Genomic DNA, 15,292 nt, shown 5'->3' with positions numbered 1-15,292 from the left:
GGTTTATCCTCGGATCGCCCAGAAAGCCAGGTTCAGCCCCGGGAATTGCCCCGCGATGTAGAACGCAAAACCGCCGGAGTTGGCCAGTTGCTGCCAATGCTCGCTGCCCCGGTCCAGTTCGTAATAAGTGGAGCCGGCGTGATACGGAATTTGCCGTGGCGCCACCGGCAGCGGCAGCAGGCCAATGCCCGGTAATTGCAGGTTGACCAGGTTGCGGATGTGCTCCACCGAGCCGACTTTGCTCTGTTGGCCGAAGTGGCTGCGCAGGGTTTCGGCGGGCACGTCGGCGCGCACCACCAGGATGAAGCTGGCGCTGTCGAGCAGGGACTTGTCGGCCAGCATCGCGACGTGGACGCCGTAGGCTTTTTCGACGATCGGAATCGGCGTGGCCTTGCTGTCGATCAGCATCGACAGCGCCTCACGCAGGGCTTGCATCACCGGCGCGAAACTCAGCGCCAAGTCATCGTGCTGGTATTGCGGGTATTCCTGGGGTCGCCGCCCGGAAGCGGTAAAGGTCGAGAACTCGCCGGCCAGACTCACCAGCTCGCTGTAGAACCGCTCAGGGTGCAACGGGCTCAACTGACTCAAGTGCTGGATCAACGGCTGGGCACGGTTGACCAGTTGCAGCAGCATGAAATCGGCAATCTCCGAGGCACCGCCGGCACCGGACGCCACCACCCGCCCGGCCAGGGCTTCGCCACGCTGATGCAGCAGGCCCAGCAGTTCGTTGCGAAACGCGGCGAGGGGGTTGGAGGCGACCACATCCAGCAGCGGCGGGATGTAGGTGTCGTCGAGCACCAGGGCTCGGTCGGCGCGTTTCTCCTTGATTCGTACCAGACCGATAGCGGCGTAGTCGCTGATGCCATCCTGGGCTACCAACAATCGCAGCGCCCTCGCCCCCACGGCCACGGGGGCCTGGTTTTCGAACGGCGCGTTGTCGTCCCGTACTTCGCGAACCTGGCTCACGTAGCGCGCAGCGCCCAGGGCTTCGCCTTCGTCAACGGTATCTCGCGCACCGGCGCGCTTGAGCGGCAAGGCCAGGTACACCAAGCCATCGCGCAGGTTGTCATCGACATTCAGCGGGCTCGGCGCCAGGTCATCCTGGGGAATGTTGAATGGCGTGCCGTCCGGCAACAGACCCCGCGCCGAGATAATCGCCAGTTTGCCCTGGGCCAGCAGGCCCTGGTCGATCAGCAATTCGGAGAAACCCCAGGCGCCGGCCGACAACGGGCGGCTCCGGGCGTCGATGAGGTTCTCCAGGTAACGGTCATGCTGCTGAAAGTGCTGCGTTCCAATGAACATGCCTTCCGACCAGACCACTCGATTGTTCCAGGACATGGGGGGCTCCGATTGTTTATTGGGCAGGGCTGGATGGGGAAACCACGACGGCGCTGCGCACGGCTCGCACGTCGAGGCTGATCTGGTATTCGGTGTATTGGCGCGGCGGGACATTCATCACCGCGCGCCACAACGACTGATCCAGCTCGCGATACCCCACCAGTACGCCGATATGGCGGGTGGCCGGGTCGAGGTCGCGCTGCAGGCTCAACTGCTGGCCGGGCTGGATCAGCACTTCGTCCTGATCGATCAGATCGGCGCCGAGCGTCGCCTGGGCCCGTTCGGCCAGTGCGAAATAATCGGAACGGCCGAAGGTGGCAGCATTTTTCAATTCGAAAATACGCACCCGGACCGGGGCTGGCTGGCCAGTGGCGCCGGGGTTGAGCCCGGCAATGGCGTGGAAGTGCAACTCGACGGCGGCCGTATCGGCCTCGGCCTCAGCCTCTTCGGGCTGGGGTTTGGCCGCATCCTTGGCGCATGCGGTCAGCAGAAGCGCGGTGGCAACTGCGAGTAAAAACCTGGGAATCATCCTGCGTCCTCAATGACGTTTCAGCTATCCGTTGTTCCGTTCTTTGCTATGAATGGCGCTATGCGATGGCGACGCTCAGCCGCGGCGCTGCCTTGTACTGTGTTCTTCGTAGGCGCGGCTGAATTCCCGACCGAACAGGTCCTGGAAATCCTCTTGGGCCTCGCGGGAAATATTGCTGTAGAGCTCGGTGAACTGCTGCCAGTACTGGGCCTGTCGCGAGCCGTTGAAAATGCTCGACAGGCCACCGGGCTTGCCCATGCGCTCTTCCAGTTGCGCCGGTTCGAAGCGCGCCAGCAGGTGCTTGATCGCCGCTTCCACGCCGGCCATCACCGCCAATTGGTGGGCACGCAAGTCATCGAAGCTGTCGCGCACGGCCAGGTCCGGTGCCATGAACGCCTGATTGCTGTGGCGCAACAGCAACAGCAATGCTTCATCGACGTTGGGAGCGAATTTCAGCGGGTTGTTTTCCACCGGTTGAATCATCGTCTGCTGAATGCGGAACTCGCCCTTGAGGCTGCTACGGGCGCGCAAGACATCGATCAGGCCTTCGACCATCAGCCGATAACTGCGGCCGATGCTTTCCATTTGCGCTTCGGCCTGGGCCTTGTCCAGGCGCACTTGATCCAGCCCGGCACCGCGCAGAAAGGCTTGCAACAGGTCGGGTTGAGAATTGTCGGCCGGGCTGACCGGATCGACCAGGCGTTGGACCACGGCCACGGGCGGTTCGCAAAGGGGGGCCGGCTCGATCGGTACGCTGATGTGAGGTACAGGCGGCGCAACCTCTGCAACAGGCAGAGGGGCGATCGCCACCGGTGCAGGCTTGTCGCTGAACAGGTCCCAATCTTCCGGAATCACCGGGGCCGACACCAGCAGCGCAGGCCCGGCCACGGGCGTTGGGACGGGGATCGGGGTTGGTGGGCGGAAGTCGTGCTGCTCGGCCGGGACATGGTCGGGCTGGGTGGCCGGCGGAACGCTGGTCGGTGTCAGAAAGTCGAACAGGTCCGGCATCGTGTCCATGGCCGATACGCCCTGAAAATGTGCAGGTGGCGTCATGGGCAATGACGTCGGCGTATTCACGACGGCGCCCTGACGCCCCATCAGGGCCTCGAAGCTGCTGGACGAATCGGCGAAAGGGTTGCCGTCGGTCACCGGCAGACTGAAATCGATACGCGCCTGGATTTCATAATCACCGATGCGGATAACTTCGCCATCTTGCAACGGCTCGCTGTTGCCCTTGCGCAGACGAATACCGGCCTTGACCAATTCCACACCGTTAGTGCTGTTATCAGTTAAGTAATACCGGCCATCTTTATATTGAACAACGCAATGTTTGCCGGACACCAAACGCTCTGGATCGGGCAATACCCAGTCATTATCAGAATTACGGCCAATCGCCATCACACCCTGATCCATGGATTTCTCAGGGCACTGACCAGGGGTAATTTTGTGATAACTAGTGATAGTCAAACACAGCGACATCTTGCCTCCTTGCTGAACACTTTGCGCGCGGGCGAATCGGGATTAACTCCCGCCAGACTCGCTCCGACAACCTTGCAAAAACAACCTTGAAACGGCTTTTTACCAGCATGATTGCTGATCTTAACCGGCTTTCGTGACAAAAAACCTGCATCAGTGCCTGCTTCGACCTATCGGTCGCGCGGGTTGTTAAGCACTTCACATCTGTCACACAGAGGAAATAGCTTACCTTGACAAGCCATAAGTACTACACCAAAAATGCACAACTTCTTGAATATCAATGATGGCACTTTAAGATCACTGCGTATCCAAAGGGCCATTACACTCAAGGAAACATGTGAAGTTCCACTTGGAACTAACGTGTGAACAGCCCGACTGTCAGTCGGGCGATATGGAGATCAAATTCAGTGGAAGTGCCTTTGCTGCTTGCCGCCGTTTCCGCGACTTCGCCTTGTGGTGAAGATTTGGAATATGACGCGGATTTTTTGCGCCTGGAACGCGATTCCCAAGGCCAGCCCGAGCGCAGCATGGGCGATTCGATATTGCCTGCCGCCCCCCCTGAATGGCGCAGCATCCAGCAGCAAAGTCTGGATTTGTTGCAACGCAGCAAAGACCTGCGTATCACCCATTTCCTTTTGCAAAGCTCCCTTGCCCTCGAAGGCGTCACCGGCCTGGCTCGCGTCCTGACACTGATCAGCGAATTGCTCAAGCAGTACTGGGCCGACCTGCATCCGCGTCTGGATGCCGAAGACAACAACGACCCCACTGTGCGCATCAATGCCCTCGCCGGCCTGACGTCCGATGCCACCATTCGCCTGCTGCGCGAAAGCATCCTGGCCCGTTCGCGAACCTTTGGCGCTGTCAGCCTGCGCGCCGCCGCCAATGCCAGCGGCCTGCAAAGCTTCCCTGACGAAAACCTCGGCGCCGAGCAGCTCGCCGGAGCGTTCCTCGACAGCGATCCCGAACAGTTGGAAATCACCCGCGCCGCTTTGCACGAGGCCCGCAGCGTCGCCGAGGCCATCGAGCAACAGGTCAGCGAACAAATCGGTTCCGCCCAGGGCGTTGACCTTGGCCCGTTGAAACAACCGCTAAAAATGGCCCTGCAGATTCTCGGCCAGTTCGCCCCGCAGAGCGGCGACAGCCCCCTGCCCGATGCCATCAGCGACGACAGTGCCGCGCCGGTTGAATACGCCACCGCACCGAGCGCACCGCACAGTACCGGCACTGGCGAAATCAACAACCGCGACGACGTGCTGCGCAGCCTGGACCGGATTCTTGCGTACTACACCCGTCATGAGCCCTCCAGCCCGCTGCCGGTGCTGTTGAACCGGGCGAAGAATCTGGTGCACGCCGACTTTGCGGCCATCGTGCGCAACCTGATTCCCGACGGCATGAGCCAATTTGAAAACCTGCGCGGACCAGACAGCGAATAAAAGCGAACGGATCACGCAGTCACGTCACCGGTACCACCGATGACGCCAACACCGTCGCTTGAGCGACCAGGAGCAGCAACGTGGCGAAGCAAAGTTCTCAGAAATTCATCGCGCGCAACCGCGCGCCTCGAGTGCAGATCGAGTACGACGTCGAGCTCTACGGCGCCGAGAAAAAGGTCCAGTTGCCCTTCGTCATGGGCGTCATGGCGGACCTCGCCGGCAAGCCCGCCGAGCCTCTGGCACCTGTAGCCGATCGCAAGTTCCTGGAGGTGGATGTCGACAACTTCGACTCGCGCCTCAAGGCCATGCAGCCACGCGTCGCGTTCCACGTGCCCAACGAGCTGACCGGCGAAGGCAACCTGAGCCTGGACATCACCTTTGAAAGCATGGACGACTTCAGCCCGGCCGCCGTGGCGCGCAAGGTCGACTCGCTGAACAAGTTGCTCGAAGCGCGCACCCAACTGGCCAACCTGCTGACCTACATGGACGGCAAGACCGGTGCCGAAGAAATCATCATGAAGGCCATCAAGGATCCGGCGCTGCTCCAGGCGCTTGCCAGTGCGCCGAAGCCAGCCGAGCCTCAGGCTTAATCAGGACGAATGATCATGACCGATTCAGTACGTGCAGACGCTCAGACACTGAGCACCACCGAAGAAGCCAGCGAGTTCGCCTCCCTGCTGCTGCAAGAATTCAAACCCAAGACCGAACGCGCTCGCGAAGCCGTCGAGACCGCCGTGCGCACCCTGGCCGAACAGGCCCTGGCGCAGACCGACCTGGTGTCCAACGACGCCATCAAGTCGATCGAGTCGATCATCGCCGCCATCGACGCCAAGCTCACCGCCCAGGTCAACCAGGTCATCCACCACCCCGATTTCCAGCAATTGGAAAGCGCCTGGCGTGGTCTGCACTACCTGGTCAACAACACCGAGAGCGACGAGCAGCTCAAGATCCGTGTGCTCAACATCTCCAAGACCGACCTGCACAAGACCCTGAAGAAATTCAAGGGCACCGCGTGGGACCAGAGCCCGATCTTCAAGAAGATGTACGAAGAAGAATACGGCCAGTTCGGCGGCGAACCTTACGGTTGCCTGGTCGGCGACTACTACTTCGACCAGTCGCCGCCGGATGTCGAGTTGCTGGGCGAGTTGTCGAAAGTCTGCGCCGCCATGCACTCACCGTTCATCGCAGCCGCATCGCCGACTGTGATGGGCATGGGCTCGTGGCAGGAGCTGTCGAACCCGCGCGATCTGACCAAAATCTTTACCACCCCGGAATACGCCGGCTGGCGCTCGCTGCGCGAATCGGAAGACTCGCGCTACATTGGCCTGACCATGCCGCGCTTCCTCGCGCGTCTGCCGTATGGCGCCAAGACCGATCCGGTGGAAGCCTTTGCCTTCGAAGAAAACACCGACGGTGCCGACAGCTCCAAGTACACCTGGGCCAACGCCGCTTACGCGATGGCGGTGAACATCAACCGCTCGTTCAAACACTTCGGCTGGTGCTCGCGCATCCGTGGCGTGGAGTCTGGCGGTGAAGTGGAAAACCTGCCGGCGCACACCTTCCCGACTGACGATGGTGGCGTGGACATGAAGTGCCCGACCGAAATCGCCATTTCGGACCGCCGCGAAGCGGAACTGGCGAAGAACGGTTTCATGCCGCTGCTGCACAAGAAAAACACCGACTTCGCCGCGTTCATCGGCGCCCAGTCGTTGCAGAAACCGGCCGAGTACGACGACCCGGATGCCACCGCCAACGCCAACCTGGCCGCGCGCCTGCCGTACCTGTTCGCCACCTGCCGTTTCGCCCATTACTTGAAGTGCATCGTGCGCGACAAGATCGGCTCCTTCAAAGAGAAGGACGAAATGCAGCGTTGGTTGCAGGACTGGATCCTCAACTACGTCGACGGTGACCCGGCGCACTCCACCGAAACCACCAAGGCCCAGCACCCATTGGCTGCCGCCGAAGTGATCGTCGAGGACGTGGAAGGCAACCCGGGGTACTACAACTCCAGGTTCTACCTGCGCCCGCACTATCAGCTCGAAGGTCTGACCGTGTCGCTGCGCCTGGTATCCAAGCTGCCTTCGGCCAAAGGCGCGTAAACAAGCGGATTTGTGGGTACGGCCTGCTCCTTGTGGGAGCGGGCTTGCTCGCGAAAGCGGTTGATCATTCAGCATTGATGTCGACTGATCCGACGCTTTCGCGAGCAAGCCCGCTCCCACAGGTTCTGTGTCTTGCCTGACATTCAAAGAGATTTCGCAAGGTCGGCGTTAACCAAACAATGTGGTAGAGACCACACAGGGAGAAAACATGGCTGTTGATATTTTCATCAAGATCGGTGACATCAAGGGCGAGTCCATGGACAAGGCCCACAAGGACGAGATCGACGTCTTGAACTGGAGCTGGGGCATGTCTCAGTCCGGCAACATGCACGTGGGCAGCGGTGGTGGTGCCGGCAAGGTGAACATCCAGGACCTGTCACTGACCAAGTACGTCGACAAAGCCTCACCGAACCTGATGATGCACTGCGCCAGCGGCAAGCACATCGACAAGGTCAAGCTGACCGTGCGCAAGGCCGGCGGCGAAAGCCAGGTCGAGTACATGATCATCAACCTGGAAGAAGTGCTGGTCACTTCCCTGAGCACCGGCGGCTCGGGTAGCGATGATCGCCTGACCGAAAACCTCACCCTGAACTTCGCCAAGGTGCTTGTGGACTATCAGCCGCAAAAAGCCGACGGCACCAAGGAAGGCGGGCCGGTCAAGTTCGGCTGGAACATCCGCCAGAACGTGAAGGTGTAATCGAAGATGCCCCCGGTGTTATGCGCCGGGGGTGTTTTGGTGCTTGCTCGAATCCAATCCTTTCCTATCCGGTGTCTGAGTCATGGCCAAGCCTTCGTTTATTAATTTGTGGAGCAGCTATCCCACCGTCAAGGATCCATGCGACCAGCCCTGGGGCAACCAGTGCGCGATTCGTATGAGTGTCGCGTTGAATGGCGAGCTGACCATCAAGGTCAACAAATCGACCTACACCGATCCCAAATGCAAGCATGACCATGCCCGTGGCGCCGAGTCTCTGGCGAACTGGCTGTGGCGGCATCATTTGGGGCGTCCGACCATTTTGAGTGGTAGCGCAGCCGATCGGCTGACACTCAGCCAGAAGACCGGAATCATCTTTTTCAAGGATTGCTTTAGCCGTGCAAACGAGCCTGAAAGCGAGCGTTCAGGTGACCACATCGACCTATGGAATCGTGGCCGAACCAAAGGCTTCTTTGATGGTGATTTCCTTTCCAGACAGGTCTGGTTCTGGGAGTTGACATGATAGGGCCAATGCTCCGAGCGACACTCCTGTGCGGCCTGCTGATCAGTTTGAATGCCTGCGCTGAAACCGATCCAGACCAACTCGACGCGCCCGCTCGCACTCAAGGAACGTTCGCCGGCCAGCTACTTAAGCTAGTCGACCAGAACGGTCAATGCGCCGTCCTCAAACCTGATCAGACTCATTTGGTATTGGGTATGGAATGGCCGTGCTATTTCAACCTGAACCCAAAGGGTGAATTGCGGGTAGAAATGTTCAGAGACGTCCCGATCTTCCTGGTCGAACGGAGCGTCCCCGAACCATCGCCTAGTCGGGACTGCGATACAAAATCCCAGGCCGTACGCAAAATCAACGGTGTTCTGGAAGCCTCGTCGGTCAACCCCAGCGCCATGTGCGGGCTCGGCCAGCAAGACCAGAAAATGTTTACGGCACTATTCCGGTGGTAACCGAAATCGCCATCCGCGATCGCCTGCAACCGTCCCTCCCGGCCCGGTTGAATGCGCCGATGGCGTTTGCTGCTTGCTCCAATCCAGTCCTTTCCTGCTCGGTGCCCGAGTCGTGGTCAGGTCTTCGTTCATCAATGAAAAAGCATCTGCTCACCGTGTGCCTAGCGATGAATTTCATCAGCCTGGGCGCATGGGCCCAACATGCTGAACCGACGGCCACCCAGGCAGTCTTCGTCGGACAACAACTCAGATTGGTTGACGATCAGGGCCGATGCACACTGGTCAAACCCGACCAGACTCGTATGAAGCTGGACATGGAATGGCCTTGCAGCTTCAGTTTGGATAAACCGCAAAGGCTGCGTGTAGAGACTTTCAACGACATTCCGATATTCGCGGTCTGGCGTAGCGAGCACATGCCAGCGCCTAGTCGCGACTGCCTCAGCAAAATGCAGGCTATCCGCCAAATCAACGGGGCCCTGGAAGCGGGCGCCGCGAGTATCTATGCCTCCTGCGGCTCGGGCGGGGACCAAAAAATGTATGTGGGGCCATTTACGTGGTAACCGAAATCGCTACCCGCGATCGCCTGCAACCGTCCCTGCTGGACCGGTTGACCGATGACGACCCGAGCAATCCCAAGGAAAGCGCCGACAAGCGCGTGCTCTCCCTGACCCAACTGAAAGCCTCGGTGCTGCGTGATCTGGCGTGGTTGCTCAACACCACTTCATTGCTCGGCGCCGATGCGACGTTGCACACCCCGGCTGGCACGTCGGTGGTTAACTTCGGGCTGCCAGCCCTGGCCGGCAACAGTGCGTCGAACGTCGATATCGCGGCGCTTGAAGCGCTGATCCACCAGGCTATCGCCACGTTTGAACCGCGGATTCTGCGTAACACTCTGCGCGTGCGGGCCCGGGCATCCGCCGAGATGAACCACAACGCCCTGAGTTTCGAGATCGAAGGCGATCTCTGGGCTCAGCCAGTGCCGCTGCGCCTGATGCTGCAGACCGACCTGGACCTGGAATCCGGCCATGTGCGAGTGATCAACGCCGATCAGCGGAGACGCTCATGAACCCGCGCCTGCTGGAACTGTACAACCAGGAATTGCACCACGTGCGCGAAAGCGCGGCGGAGTTCGCCCAGGAATATCCGAAAATCGCCAGTCGGCTGACGTTGTCCGGCATGGACTGCGCCGACCCGTACGTCGAGCGCTTGCTGGAAGGTTTTGCTTATCTGACGGCGCGGGTACAGCTCAAGCTCGATGCCGAATACCCGACCTTCACCCACAACCTGCTGGAAATCGCGTACCCCCATTACCTGGCGCCGACACCGTCGATGACCGTGGTGCAATTGCAGGCCGACCCCGATGAAGGCTCGCTGAGCAGCGGCTTCCCGCTGCCCCGGGACACGGTCCTGCGCGCCGCCCTGGGCCGCGAAACCCAAACCTGCTGCGAGTACCGCACCGCCCACGCGGTGACGTTGTGGCCGTTGCAGGTCAGCCAGGCCGAGTACTTCGGCAACCCGTCCGCCATGCTCGGGCGCCTGGCCGCCAGTGAACCCAAGGCCAAGGCTGGCCTGCGCCTGACCCTGCGCACCGGCGCCGAACTACCGTTCAACAGTCTGGCCCTGGACAACCTGCCGCTGTACCTCAATGGAGCGGACGAGCAGCCCTTCCGCCTCTACGAACAGCTGCTGGGCAACGTCTGCGCCGTGTTCGCCCGTCAGCCCGGCGGTGATTGGGTAGAACGCCTGCCGCAGGACGCACTGCGCTCCCAGGGGTTCGACGATACCGACGCCGCGCTGCCGGTGGTGTCGCGGGCCTTCCAGGGCTATCGCCTGTTGCAGGAATACTTCGCCCTGCCCCACCGTTTTCTGTTTGTCGACTTCACGCAATTGAGCCGGGCGGTCAAACGTTGCGACGGCCAGGAACTGGAGTTGATCGTGCTGTTCGACCGTCACGATCCGAGCCTGGAAGGCAGCGTCGGTGCGGCGCAGTTCCTGCCGTTCTGCACCCCGGCCATCAACCTGTTTCCCAAGCGCCTGGATCGCATTCACTTGTCGGAACGGGTCAATGAACACCATGTGATCGCCGACCGCACCCGGCCGATGGATTTCGAGATTCATTCCCTGACCACCCTCACCGGCCACGGCACCGGGTCGGAGCAACCTTTTTTGCCGTTCTATGCGGTACGCGATCCGTCTCGCTACGGCCGCGACCAGGCCTGGTACACGGTGCGGCGCGAACCTCGCGTGCTGTCCAGCGGCCAGCGGCGCAACGGCCCGCGCTCGACGTACATCGGCAGCGAAACCTTCGTCAGCCTGGTGGACAGCCAGCAGGCGCCTTATCGCCACGACCTGCGCCAACTGGGCGTAACAGCGTTGTGCACCAACCGCGACCTGCCGCTGTTCATGAGTGTGGGCAACAGCAAGACCGACTTCACCCTGGCCGACAGCGCACCTGTAGCGGCGGTGCGCTGCGTGGCCGGCCCGAGCCGCCCACGCGCCAGCCATGCCCACGATGCCAAGGCCTGGCGGTTGATCAGCCAGCTCTCGCTGAATTACTTGTCCCTCAGCGAGCAAGGCCAGGGCGCCGCCGCCCTGCGCGAACTGCTGCGCCTGTATGGCGACAGCAACGACGCGGCGCTGCAATTGCAGATCGAAGGCCTGCGCGAAGTCAGCAGCAAGGCCTGCACCCGACGCCTGCCGATGTCCGGCCCGATCGTGTTTGGTCGTGGCCTGGAGATCACCCTGGAATTCGATGAAAACGCGTTTCGCGGCACTGGAGTCTTCTTGCTCGGTGCAGTGTTCGAGCGCTTCCTGGCACGCTACGTGTCGATCAACAGTTTTACCGAGACGGTGATCCGTACCACCGAACGCGGCGAGATCATGCGATGGAAAGCCAAGCCCGGACGCCGTCCGACCCTGTGAGTACCCTGGACGCGATGCACCAGGAACCCTGGGAATACGACTTCTTCCAGGCGTTGCGGCGCATCGAGTGCGAATCGCCTGAACTGCCGCGCCTGGGCCATTCGTTGCGTCTGGCCGATGATCCGCTGCGTCTTGGGCAACAGGCCGATTGCACCTTCGCCCCGGCGACCCTGGCGTCGGTACAGCCAGGCGTCGACGGTGCGCCGGCGCGTCTGGAGCAGTTCTTTTTCGGCCTCGGCGGCCCCAACGGCCCATTGCCGCTGCACATCACCGAATATGTGCGCGAACGCCAGCGCAACAACGCCGACAGCACCAGTAAACGCTTCCTGGATGTGTTCCATCACCGCCTGCTGAGCCTGTTTTACCGGGCCTGGGCCGAAGCGCGGCCGACGGTCAGCCATGACCGCCCGGACGATGACTACTGGTCGGCACGCCTGGCAGCACTAAGCGGCCGGGGCATGCCGAGCCTGCTCAAACAAGGGCTGATCCCCGACACGGCGAAGTTGCATTACAGCGGTCATCTGTCGGCACAAACCCGCTACCCGGATGGTTTGAAAGCCATTCTCAGCGAGTACTTCGGCCTGCCGGTGGAGATCGAAGAGTACGTCGGCCAATGGCTGGAACTGCCGGAACTCAGCCGCGTGGGCGTCAGCGCCCATCAATTGGGCGTGGATTTTTGCCTGGGCCGTTACGTCTGGGATCGCCAGCACAAATTCCGCATTCGCCTGGGGCCACTCAAGCTGGATGACTACATGAGCATGCTGCCCGGTAGCCAACCCTTCAATGAGCTGGTGGCCTGGGTGGCCGAATACCTGGGCCATGAACTGGACTGGGACCTGAACCTGGTTCTGAAACAGCCCGAAGTGCCGGCGCTGCAACTCAATCGCCGCTTCCGCCTGGGTTTCAATACCTGGCTGGGCAAGCCCGAAAAAGATGCCAAGGACTTAATACTGGCCCGGCATTACGCCGAGCAGGCCAACACCTCACAAACCTCAAGGAGCCAAGAGCATGGGTGAAATCAGTCGCGCCGCGTTATTCGGCAAACTCAACAGCGTGGCCTACAAAGCCATCGAAGCCGCCACCGTGTTCTGCAAGTTGCGCGGTAACCCTTATGTGGAGCTGGCCCACTGGTTTCATCAGTTGCTGCAACTGCAGGACTCGGACCTGCACCGCCTCATCCGCCAGTTCAATATCGAGCCGGCGCGCCTGGCCCGGGACCTGACCGACGCCCTGGACCGTTTGCCACGGGGCTCGACTTCAATCACTGACTTGTCCTCCCATGTGGAAGAAGCCGTGGAACGTGGCTGGGTCTACGGCAGCCTGATGTTCGGCGAAAGCCAGGTGCGTACCGGTTACCTGGTGCTGGGCATCCTCAAGACGCCGAGCCTGCGCCATGGGCTACTGGGGCTGTCGGCAGAGTTCGACAAGATCAAGGTCGAGGCCCTGAGCGAGCGTTTTGACGAATACGTCGGTGACTCGCCGGAAAATGCGCTCAGCGCCAGCGACGGTTTCAACGCCGGCAGCGTGCCTGGTGAAGCCAGCGGCGCCATGGCCCCCAGCGCCATGGGCAAGCAGGAAGCGCTCAAGCGTTTTACCGTCGACCTCACCGAGCAGGCCCGCAGCGGCAAGCTTGATCCGATTGTCGGGCGTGACGAAGAAATCCGCCAACTGGTGGACATCCTCATGCGCCGTCGGCAGAACAATCCGATTCTGACCGGTGAAGCCGGTGTCGGTAAAACCGCCGTGGTCGAAGGTTTTGCCCTGCGCATCGTCGCCGGTGACGTGCCGCCGGCGCTCAAGGACGTGGAACTGCGCAGCCTCGACGTCGGCCTGTTGCAGGCCGGCGCGAGCATGAAAGGTGAATTCGAACAGCGCCTGCGCCAGGTCATCGAAGACGTCCAGGCCTCGCCAAAACCGATCATCCTGTTTATCGACGAAGCCCACACGCTGGTCGGTGCCGGTGGCGCCGCCGGCACCGGGGACGCGGCCAACCTGCTCAAACCCGCCTTGGCCCGGGGCACCCTGCGTACTGTGGCGGCCACGACTTGGGCCGAGTACAAGAAGCATATCGAGAAAGACCCGGCCCTGACCCGCCGCTTCCAGGTGGTGCAAGTCGCCGAGCCGTCCGAAGAAAAAGCGCTGCTGATGATGCGCGGCGTAGCCTCGACCATGGAAAAACACCATCAGGTGCAGATCCTTGACGAAGCCCTGGAAGCCTCGGTCAAGCTGTCCCACCGCTACATCCCGGCGCGTCAGTTGCCGGACAAATCCGTGAGCCTGCTGGACACCGCTTGCGCCCGGGTCGCCATCAGCTTGCACGCCGTGCCGGCCGAAGTGGACGACAGCCGTCGCCGCATCGAGGCGCTGGAAACCGAGCTGCAAATCATCGCCCGCGAGCACGCCATCGGCATCGTCATCGGCGCCCGCCAGAGCAACAGCGAAAACCTGCTGGCCGCCGAGCGAGAACGCCTGGCCGAACTCGAAAGCCGCTGGGCCGAAGAGAAAACCCTGGTGGACGAACTGCTCGCCACCCGCGCCACCCTGCGCGAAAGCGTCGGCGTGGTAGACCGCGACGTTGGCAGTGAAGACAGCCACGTTCTGCGCGAAAAACTGGTGGACCTGCAACAGCGCCTCAGTGCCCTGCAAGGGGAAACCCCGCTGATTCTGCCGACGGTCGATTACCAGGCCGTGGCCTCGGTGGTCGCCGACTGGACCGGCATTCCGGTGGGCCGCATGGCCCGTAACGAACTGGAAACCGTACTCAACCTCGACCAGCACCTGAAGAAACGCATCATCGGCCAGGACCACGCCTTGCAGATGATCGCCAAGCGCATCCAGACCTCCCGGGCCGGCCTCGACAACCCGAGCAAGCCGATTGGCGTATTCATGCTCGCCGGCACTTCCGGCGTGGGCAAGACCGAAACCGCCCTGGCCCTGGCCGAAGCCATGTATGGCGGCGAGCAGAACGTCATCACCATCAACATGAGTGAGTTCCAGGAAGCCCACACCGTGTCCACCCTCAAGGGCGCGCCACCAGGCTATATCGGCTATGGCGAAGGCGGCGTGCTGACCGAAGCCGTGCGGCGCAAACCCTACAGCGTGGTGCTGCTGGATGAGGTGGAAAAAGCCCACCCGGACGTGCACGAGATTTTCTTCCAGGTCTTCGACAAAGGCGTGATGGAGGACGGCGAAGGCCGGGTGATCGACTTCAAGAACACCTTGATCCTGCTGACCACCAACGCTGGCACCGAGCTGATTGCCCAGGTCTGCAAAGACCCGCAAAACGTGCCCGAGCCCGAAGAGATCGCCAAGGCCCTGCGCCAGCCGTTGCTGGAGATTTTCCCGCCGGCATTGCTGGGCCGCTTGGTGACCATTCCGTACTACCCGCTCAGCGACGAGATGCTCAAGGCCATTACCCGCCTGCAACTCAACCGCATCAAGAAGCGTGTGGAGAACACCCACAAAGTGGCCTTCGATTACGACGACGCGGTGATCGACCTGATCGTCTCCCGCTGCACCGAAACCGAAAGCGGTGGGCGGATGATCGACACCATCCTGACCAACAGCCTGTTGCCGGACATGAGCCGCGAGTTCCTCACCCGCATGCTCGAAGGCAAAGCGCTGGCAGGGGTGCGGATCAGCGCCCGGGATAACGAATTGCACTACGACTTCAGCGACGCGGCCTGACCGGCCTGGAACACGGTCAATGTGGGGGCGGGCTTGCTCGCGAAGGCGGACTGACATTCAACATTGATGCTGGATGTCATGGCCCCTTCGCGAGCAAGCCCGCTCCCACACTAAGTCCGGTTCCGGCAGTAAGAAAGCAACGAAACGT

The 15,292-nt window shown here is 61.2% G+C and carries 14 protein-coding genes; 11 read left to right on the top strand and 3 right to left on the bottom strand.

Annotated elements, in window-relative coordinates:
- Nucleotides 1–3 precede the first annotated feature (3 nt).
- From tssK to tagH, 3 genes are all read right to left on the bottom strand, one after another.
- Nucleotides 4–1,338 carry a type VI secretion system baseplate subunit TssK gene (tssK, locus tag ACIPLA_RS08815; protein WP_401172945.1) on the bottom strand — a complete coding sequence of 445 codons (1,335 nt, stop codon included), beginning with the start codon at nucleotides 1,336–1,338 and terminating at the stop codon, nucleotides 4–6.
- A 16-nt stretch (nucleotides 1,339–1,354) separates the two neighbouring features.
- Nucleotides 1,355–1,867 (bottom strand): type VI secretion system lipoprotein TssJ, encoded by a 513-nt coding sequence (gene tssJ, locus ACIPLA_RS08810; protein ID WP_007894506.1) that lies wholly within the window; start codon nucleotides 1,865–1,867, stop codon nucleotides 1,355–1,357.
- 75 nt (nucleotides 1,868–1,942) lie between these two features.
- Nucleotides 1,943–3,346: a type VI secretion system-associated FHA domain protein TagH gene (tagH, locus tag ACIPLA_RS08805; protein ID WP_401172944.1), complete on the bottom strand. Its 1,404-nt coding sequence runs from the start codon at nucleotides 3,344–3,346 to the stop codon at nucleotides 1,943–1,945.
- Nucleotides 3,347–3,750: 404 nt separating this feature from the next.
- Between tagH and tssA the strand changes: the two genes are divergently transcribed.
- The 11 genes from tssA (at nucleotide 3,751) to tssH (ending at nucleotide 15,144) form a co-directional block, all read left to right on the top strand.
- Complete coding sequence (tssA, locus tag ACIPLA_RS08800) at nucleotides 3,751–4,776, top strand: type VI secretion system protein TssA (RefSeq protein ID WP_218395545.1); 1,026 nt, start codon at nucleotides 3,751–3,753, stop codon at nucleotides 4,774–4,776.
- Nucleotides 4,777–4,856: 80 nt separating this feature from the next.
- On the top strand, nucleotides 4,857–5,366 hold the full coding sequence (tssB, locus tag ACIPLA_RS08795; protein WP_007894500.1) for a type VI secretion system contractile sheath small subunit: 510 nt from the start codon (nucleotides 4,857–4,859) through the stop codon (nucleotides 5,364–5,366).
- 15 nt (nucleotides 5,367–5,381) lie between these two features.
- Nucleotides 5,382–6,875 (top strand): type VI secretion system contractile sheath large subunit, encoded by a 1,494-nt coding sequence (gene tssC / locus ACIPLA_RS08790; protein ID WP_218395547.1) that lies wholly within the window; start codon nucleotides 5,382–5,384, stop codon nucleotides 6,873–6,875.
- A 208-nt stretch (nucleotides 6,876–7,083) separates the two neighbouring features.
- Nucleotides 7,084–7,572 carry a type VI secretion system tube protein Hcp gene (locus ACIPLA_RS08785; RefSeq protein ID WP_007894494.1) on the top strand — a complete coding sequence of 163 codons (489 nt, stop codon included), beginning with the start codon at nucleotides 7,084–7,086 and terminating at the stop codon, nucleotides 7,570–7,572.
- A gap of 82 nt (nucleotides 7,573–7,654) precedes the next feature.
- A complete protein-coding gene (locus ACIPLA_RS08780; RefSeq protein ID WP_218395549.1) occupies nucleotides 7,655–8,092 on the top strand; it encodes a type VI secretion system amidase effector protein Tae4 in 438 nt (145 codons plus the stop codon).
- An 8-nt stretch (nucleotides 8,093–8,100) separates the two neighbouring features.
- Complete coding sequence (locus ACIPLA_RS08775; RefSeq protein WP_177319496.1) at nucleotides 8,101–8,535, top strand: hypothetical protein; 435 nt, start codon at nucleotides 8,101–8,103, stop codon at nucleotides 8,533–8,535.
- 134 nt (nucleotides 8,536–8,669) lie between these two features.
- Nucleotides 8,670–9,095, top strand: coding sequence for a hypothetical protein (locus ACIPLA_RS08770; RefSeq protein WP_123500803.1), 426 nt, complete (start codon nucleotides 8,670–8,672; stop codon nucleotides 9,093–9,095).
- The gene (gene tssE / locus ACIPLA_RS08765) at nucleotides 9,089–9,601 is read left to right on the top strand and encodes a type VI secretion system baseplate subunit TssE (protein WP_008007710.1); all 513 of its coding nucleotides are present in this window, start codon (nucleotides 9,089–9,091) and stop codon (nucleotides 9,599–9,601) included. Before ACIPLA_RS08770 ends, tssE begins: the two co-directional genes overlap by 7 nt.
- Nucleotides 9,598–11,457 (top strand): type VI secretion system baseplate subunit TssF, encoded by a 1,860-nt coding sequence (gene tssF, locus ACIPLA_RS08760; protein WP_401172943.1) that lies wholly within the window; start codon nucleotides 9,598–9,600, stop codon nucleotides 11,455–11,457. The genes tssE and tssF overlap by 4 nt, the downstream gene beginning before the upstream one ends.
- On the top strand, nucleotides 11,421–12,473 hold the full coding sequence (gene tssG / locus ACIPLA_RS08755; protein ID WP_401172942.1) for a type VI secretion system baseplate subunit TssG: 1,053 nt from the start codon (nucleotides 11,421–11,423) through the stop codon (nucleotides 12,471–12,473). Before tssF ends, tssG begins: the two co-directional genes overlap by 37 nt.
- Nucleotides 12,466–15,144, top strand: coding sequence for a type VI secretion system ATPase TssH (gene tssH, locus ACIPLA_RS08750; protein WP_401172941.1), 2,679 nt, complete (start codon nucleotides 12,466–12,468; stop codon nucleotides 15,142–15,144). The genes tssG and tssH overlap by 8 nt, the downstream gene beginning before the upstream one ends.
- The last annotated feature ends 148 nt before the right edge of the window (nucleotides 15,145–15,292 follow it).

The organism is Pseudomonas sp. NPDC086112 (assembly GCF_044746425.1).
Taxonomy (GTDB): domain Bacteria; phylum Pseudomonadota; class Gammaproteobacteria; order Pseudomonadales; family Pseudomonadaceae; genus Aquipseudomonas.
Note: the sequence above shows the minus strand (reverse complement) of the source record. Positions and strands in the feature narration are given on the sequence as shown.

Bases quoted from the DNA above. Each gene is read 5' to 3' on its own strand.
- tssK (WP_401172945.1), bottom strand. From the start codon at position 1,338: ATGTCCTGGAACAATCGAGTGGTCTGGTCGGAAGGCATGTTCATTGGA.
- tssJ (WP_007894506.1), bottom strand. From the start codon at position 1,867: ATGATTCCCAGGTTTTTACTCGCAGTTGCCACCGCGCTTCTGCTGACC.
- tagH (WP_401172944.1), bottom strand. From the start codon at position 3,346: ATGTCGCTGTGTTTGACTATCACTAGTTATCACAAAATTACCCCTGGT.
- tssC (WP_218395547.1), top strand. From the start codon at position 5,382: ATGACCGATTCAGTACGTGCAGACGCTCAGACACTGAGCACCACCGAA.
- ACIPLA_RS08785 (WP_007894494.1), top strand. From the start codon at position 7,084: ATGGCTGTTGATATTTTCATCAAGATCGGTGACATCAAGGGCGAGTCC.
- ACIPLA_RS08780 (WP_218395549.1), top strand. From the start codon at position 7,655: ATGGCCAAGCCTTCGTTTATTAATTTGTGGAGCAGCTATCCCACCGTC.
- ACIPLA_RS08775 (WP_177319496.1), top strand. From the start codon at position 8,101: ATGCTCCGAGCGACACTCCTGTGCGGCCTGCTGATCAGTTTGAATGCC.
- ACIPLA_RS08770 (WP_123500803.1), top strand. From the start codon at position 8,670: ATGAAAAAGCATCTGCTCACCGTGTGCCTAGCGATGAATTTCATCAGC.
- tssF (WP_401172943.1), top strand. From the start codon at position 9,598: ATGAACCCGCGCCTGCTGGAACTGTACAACCAGGAATTGCACCACGTG.
- tssG (WP_401172942.1), top strand. From the start codon at position 11,421: ATGGAAAGCCAAGCCCGGACGCCGTCCGACCCTGTGAGTACCCTGGAC.
- tssH (WP_401172941.1), top strand. From the start codon at position 12,466: ATGGGTGAAATCAGTCGCGCCGCGTTATTCGGCAAACTCAACAGCGTG.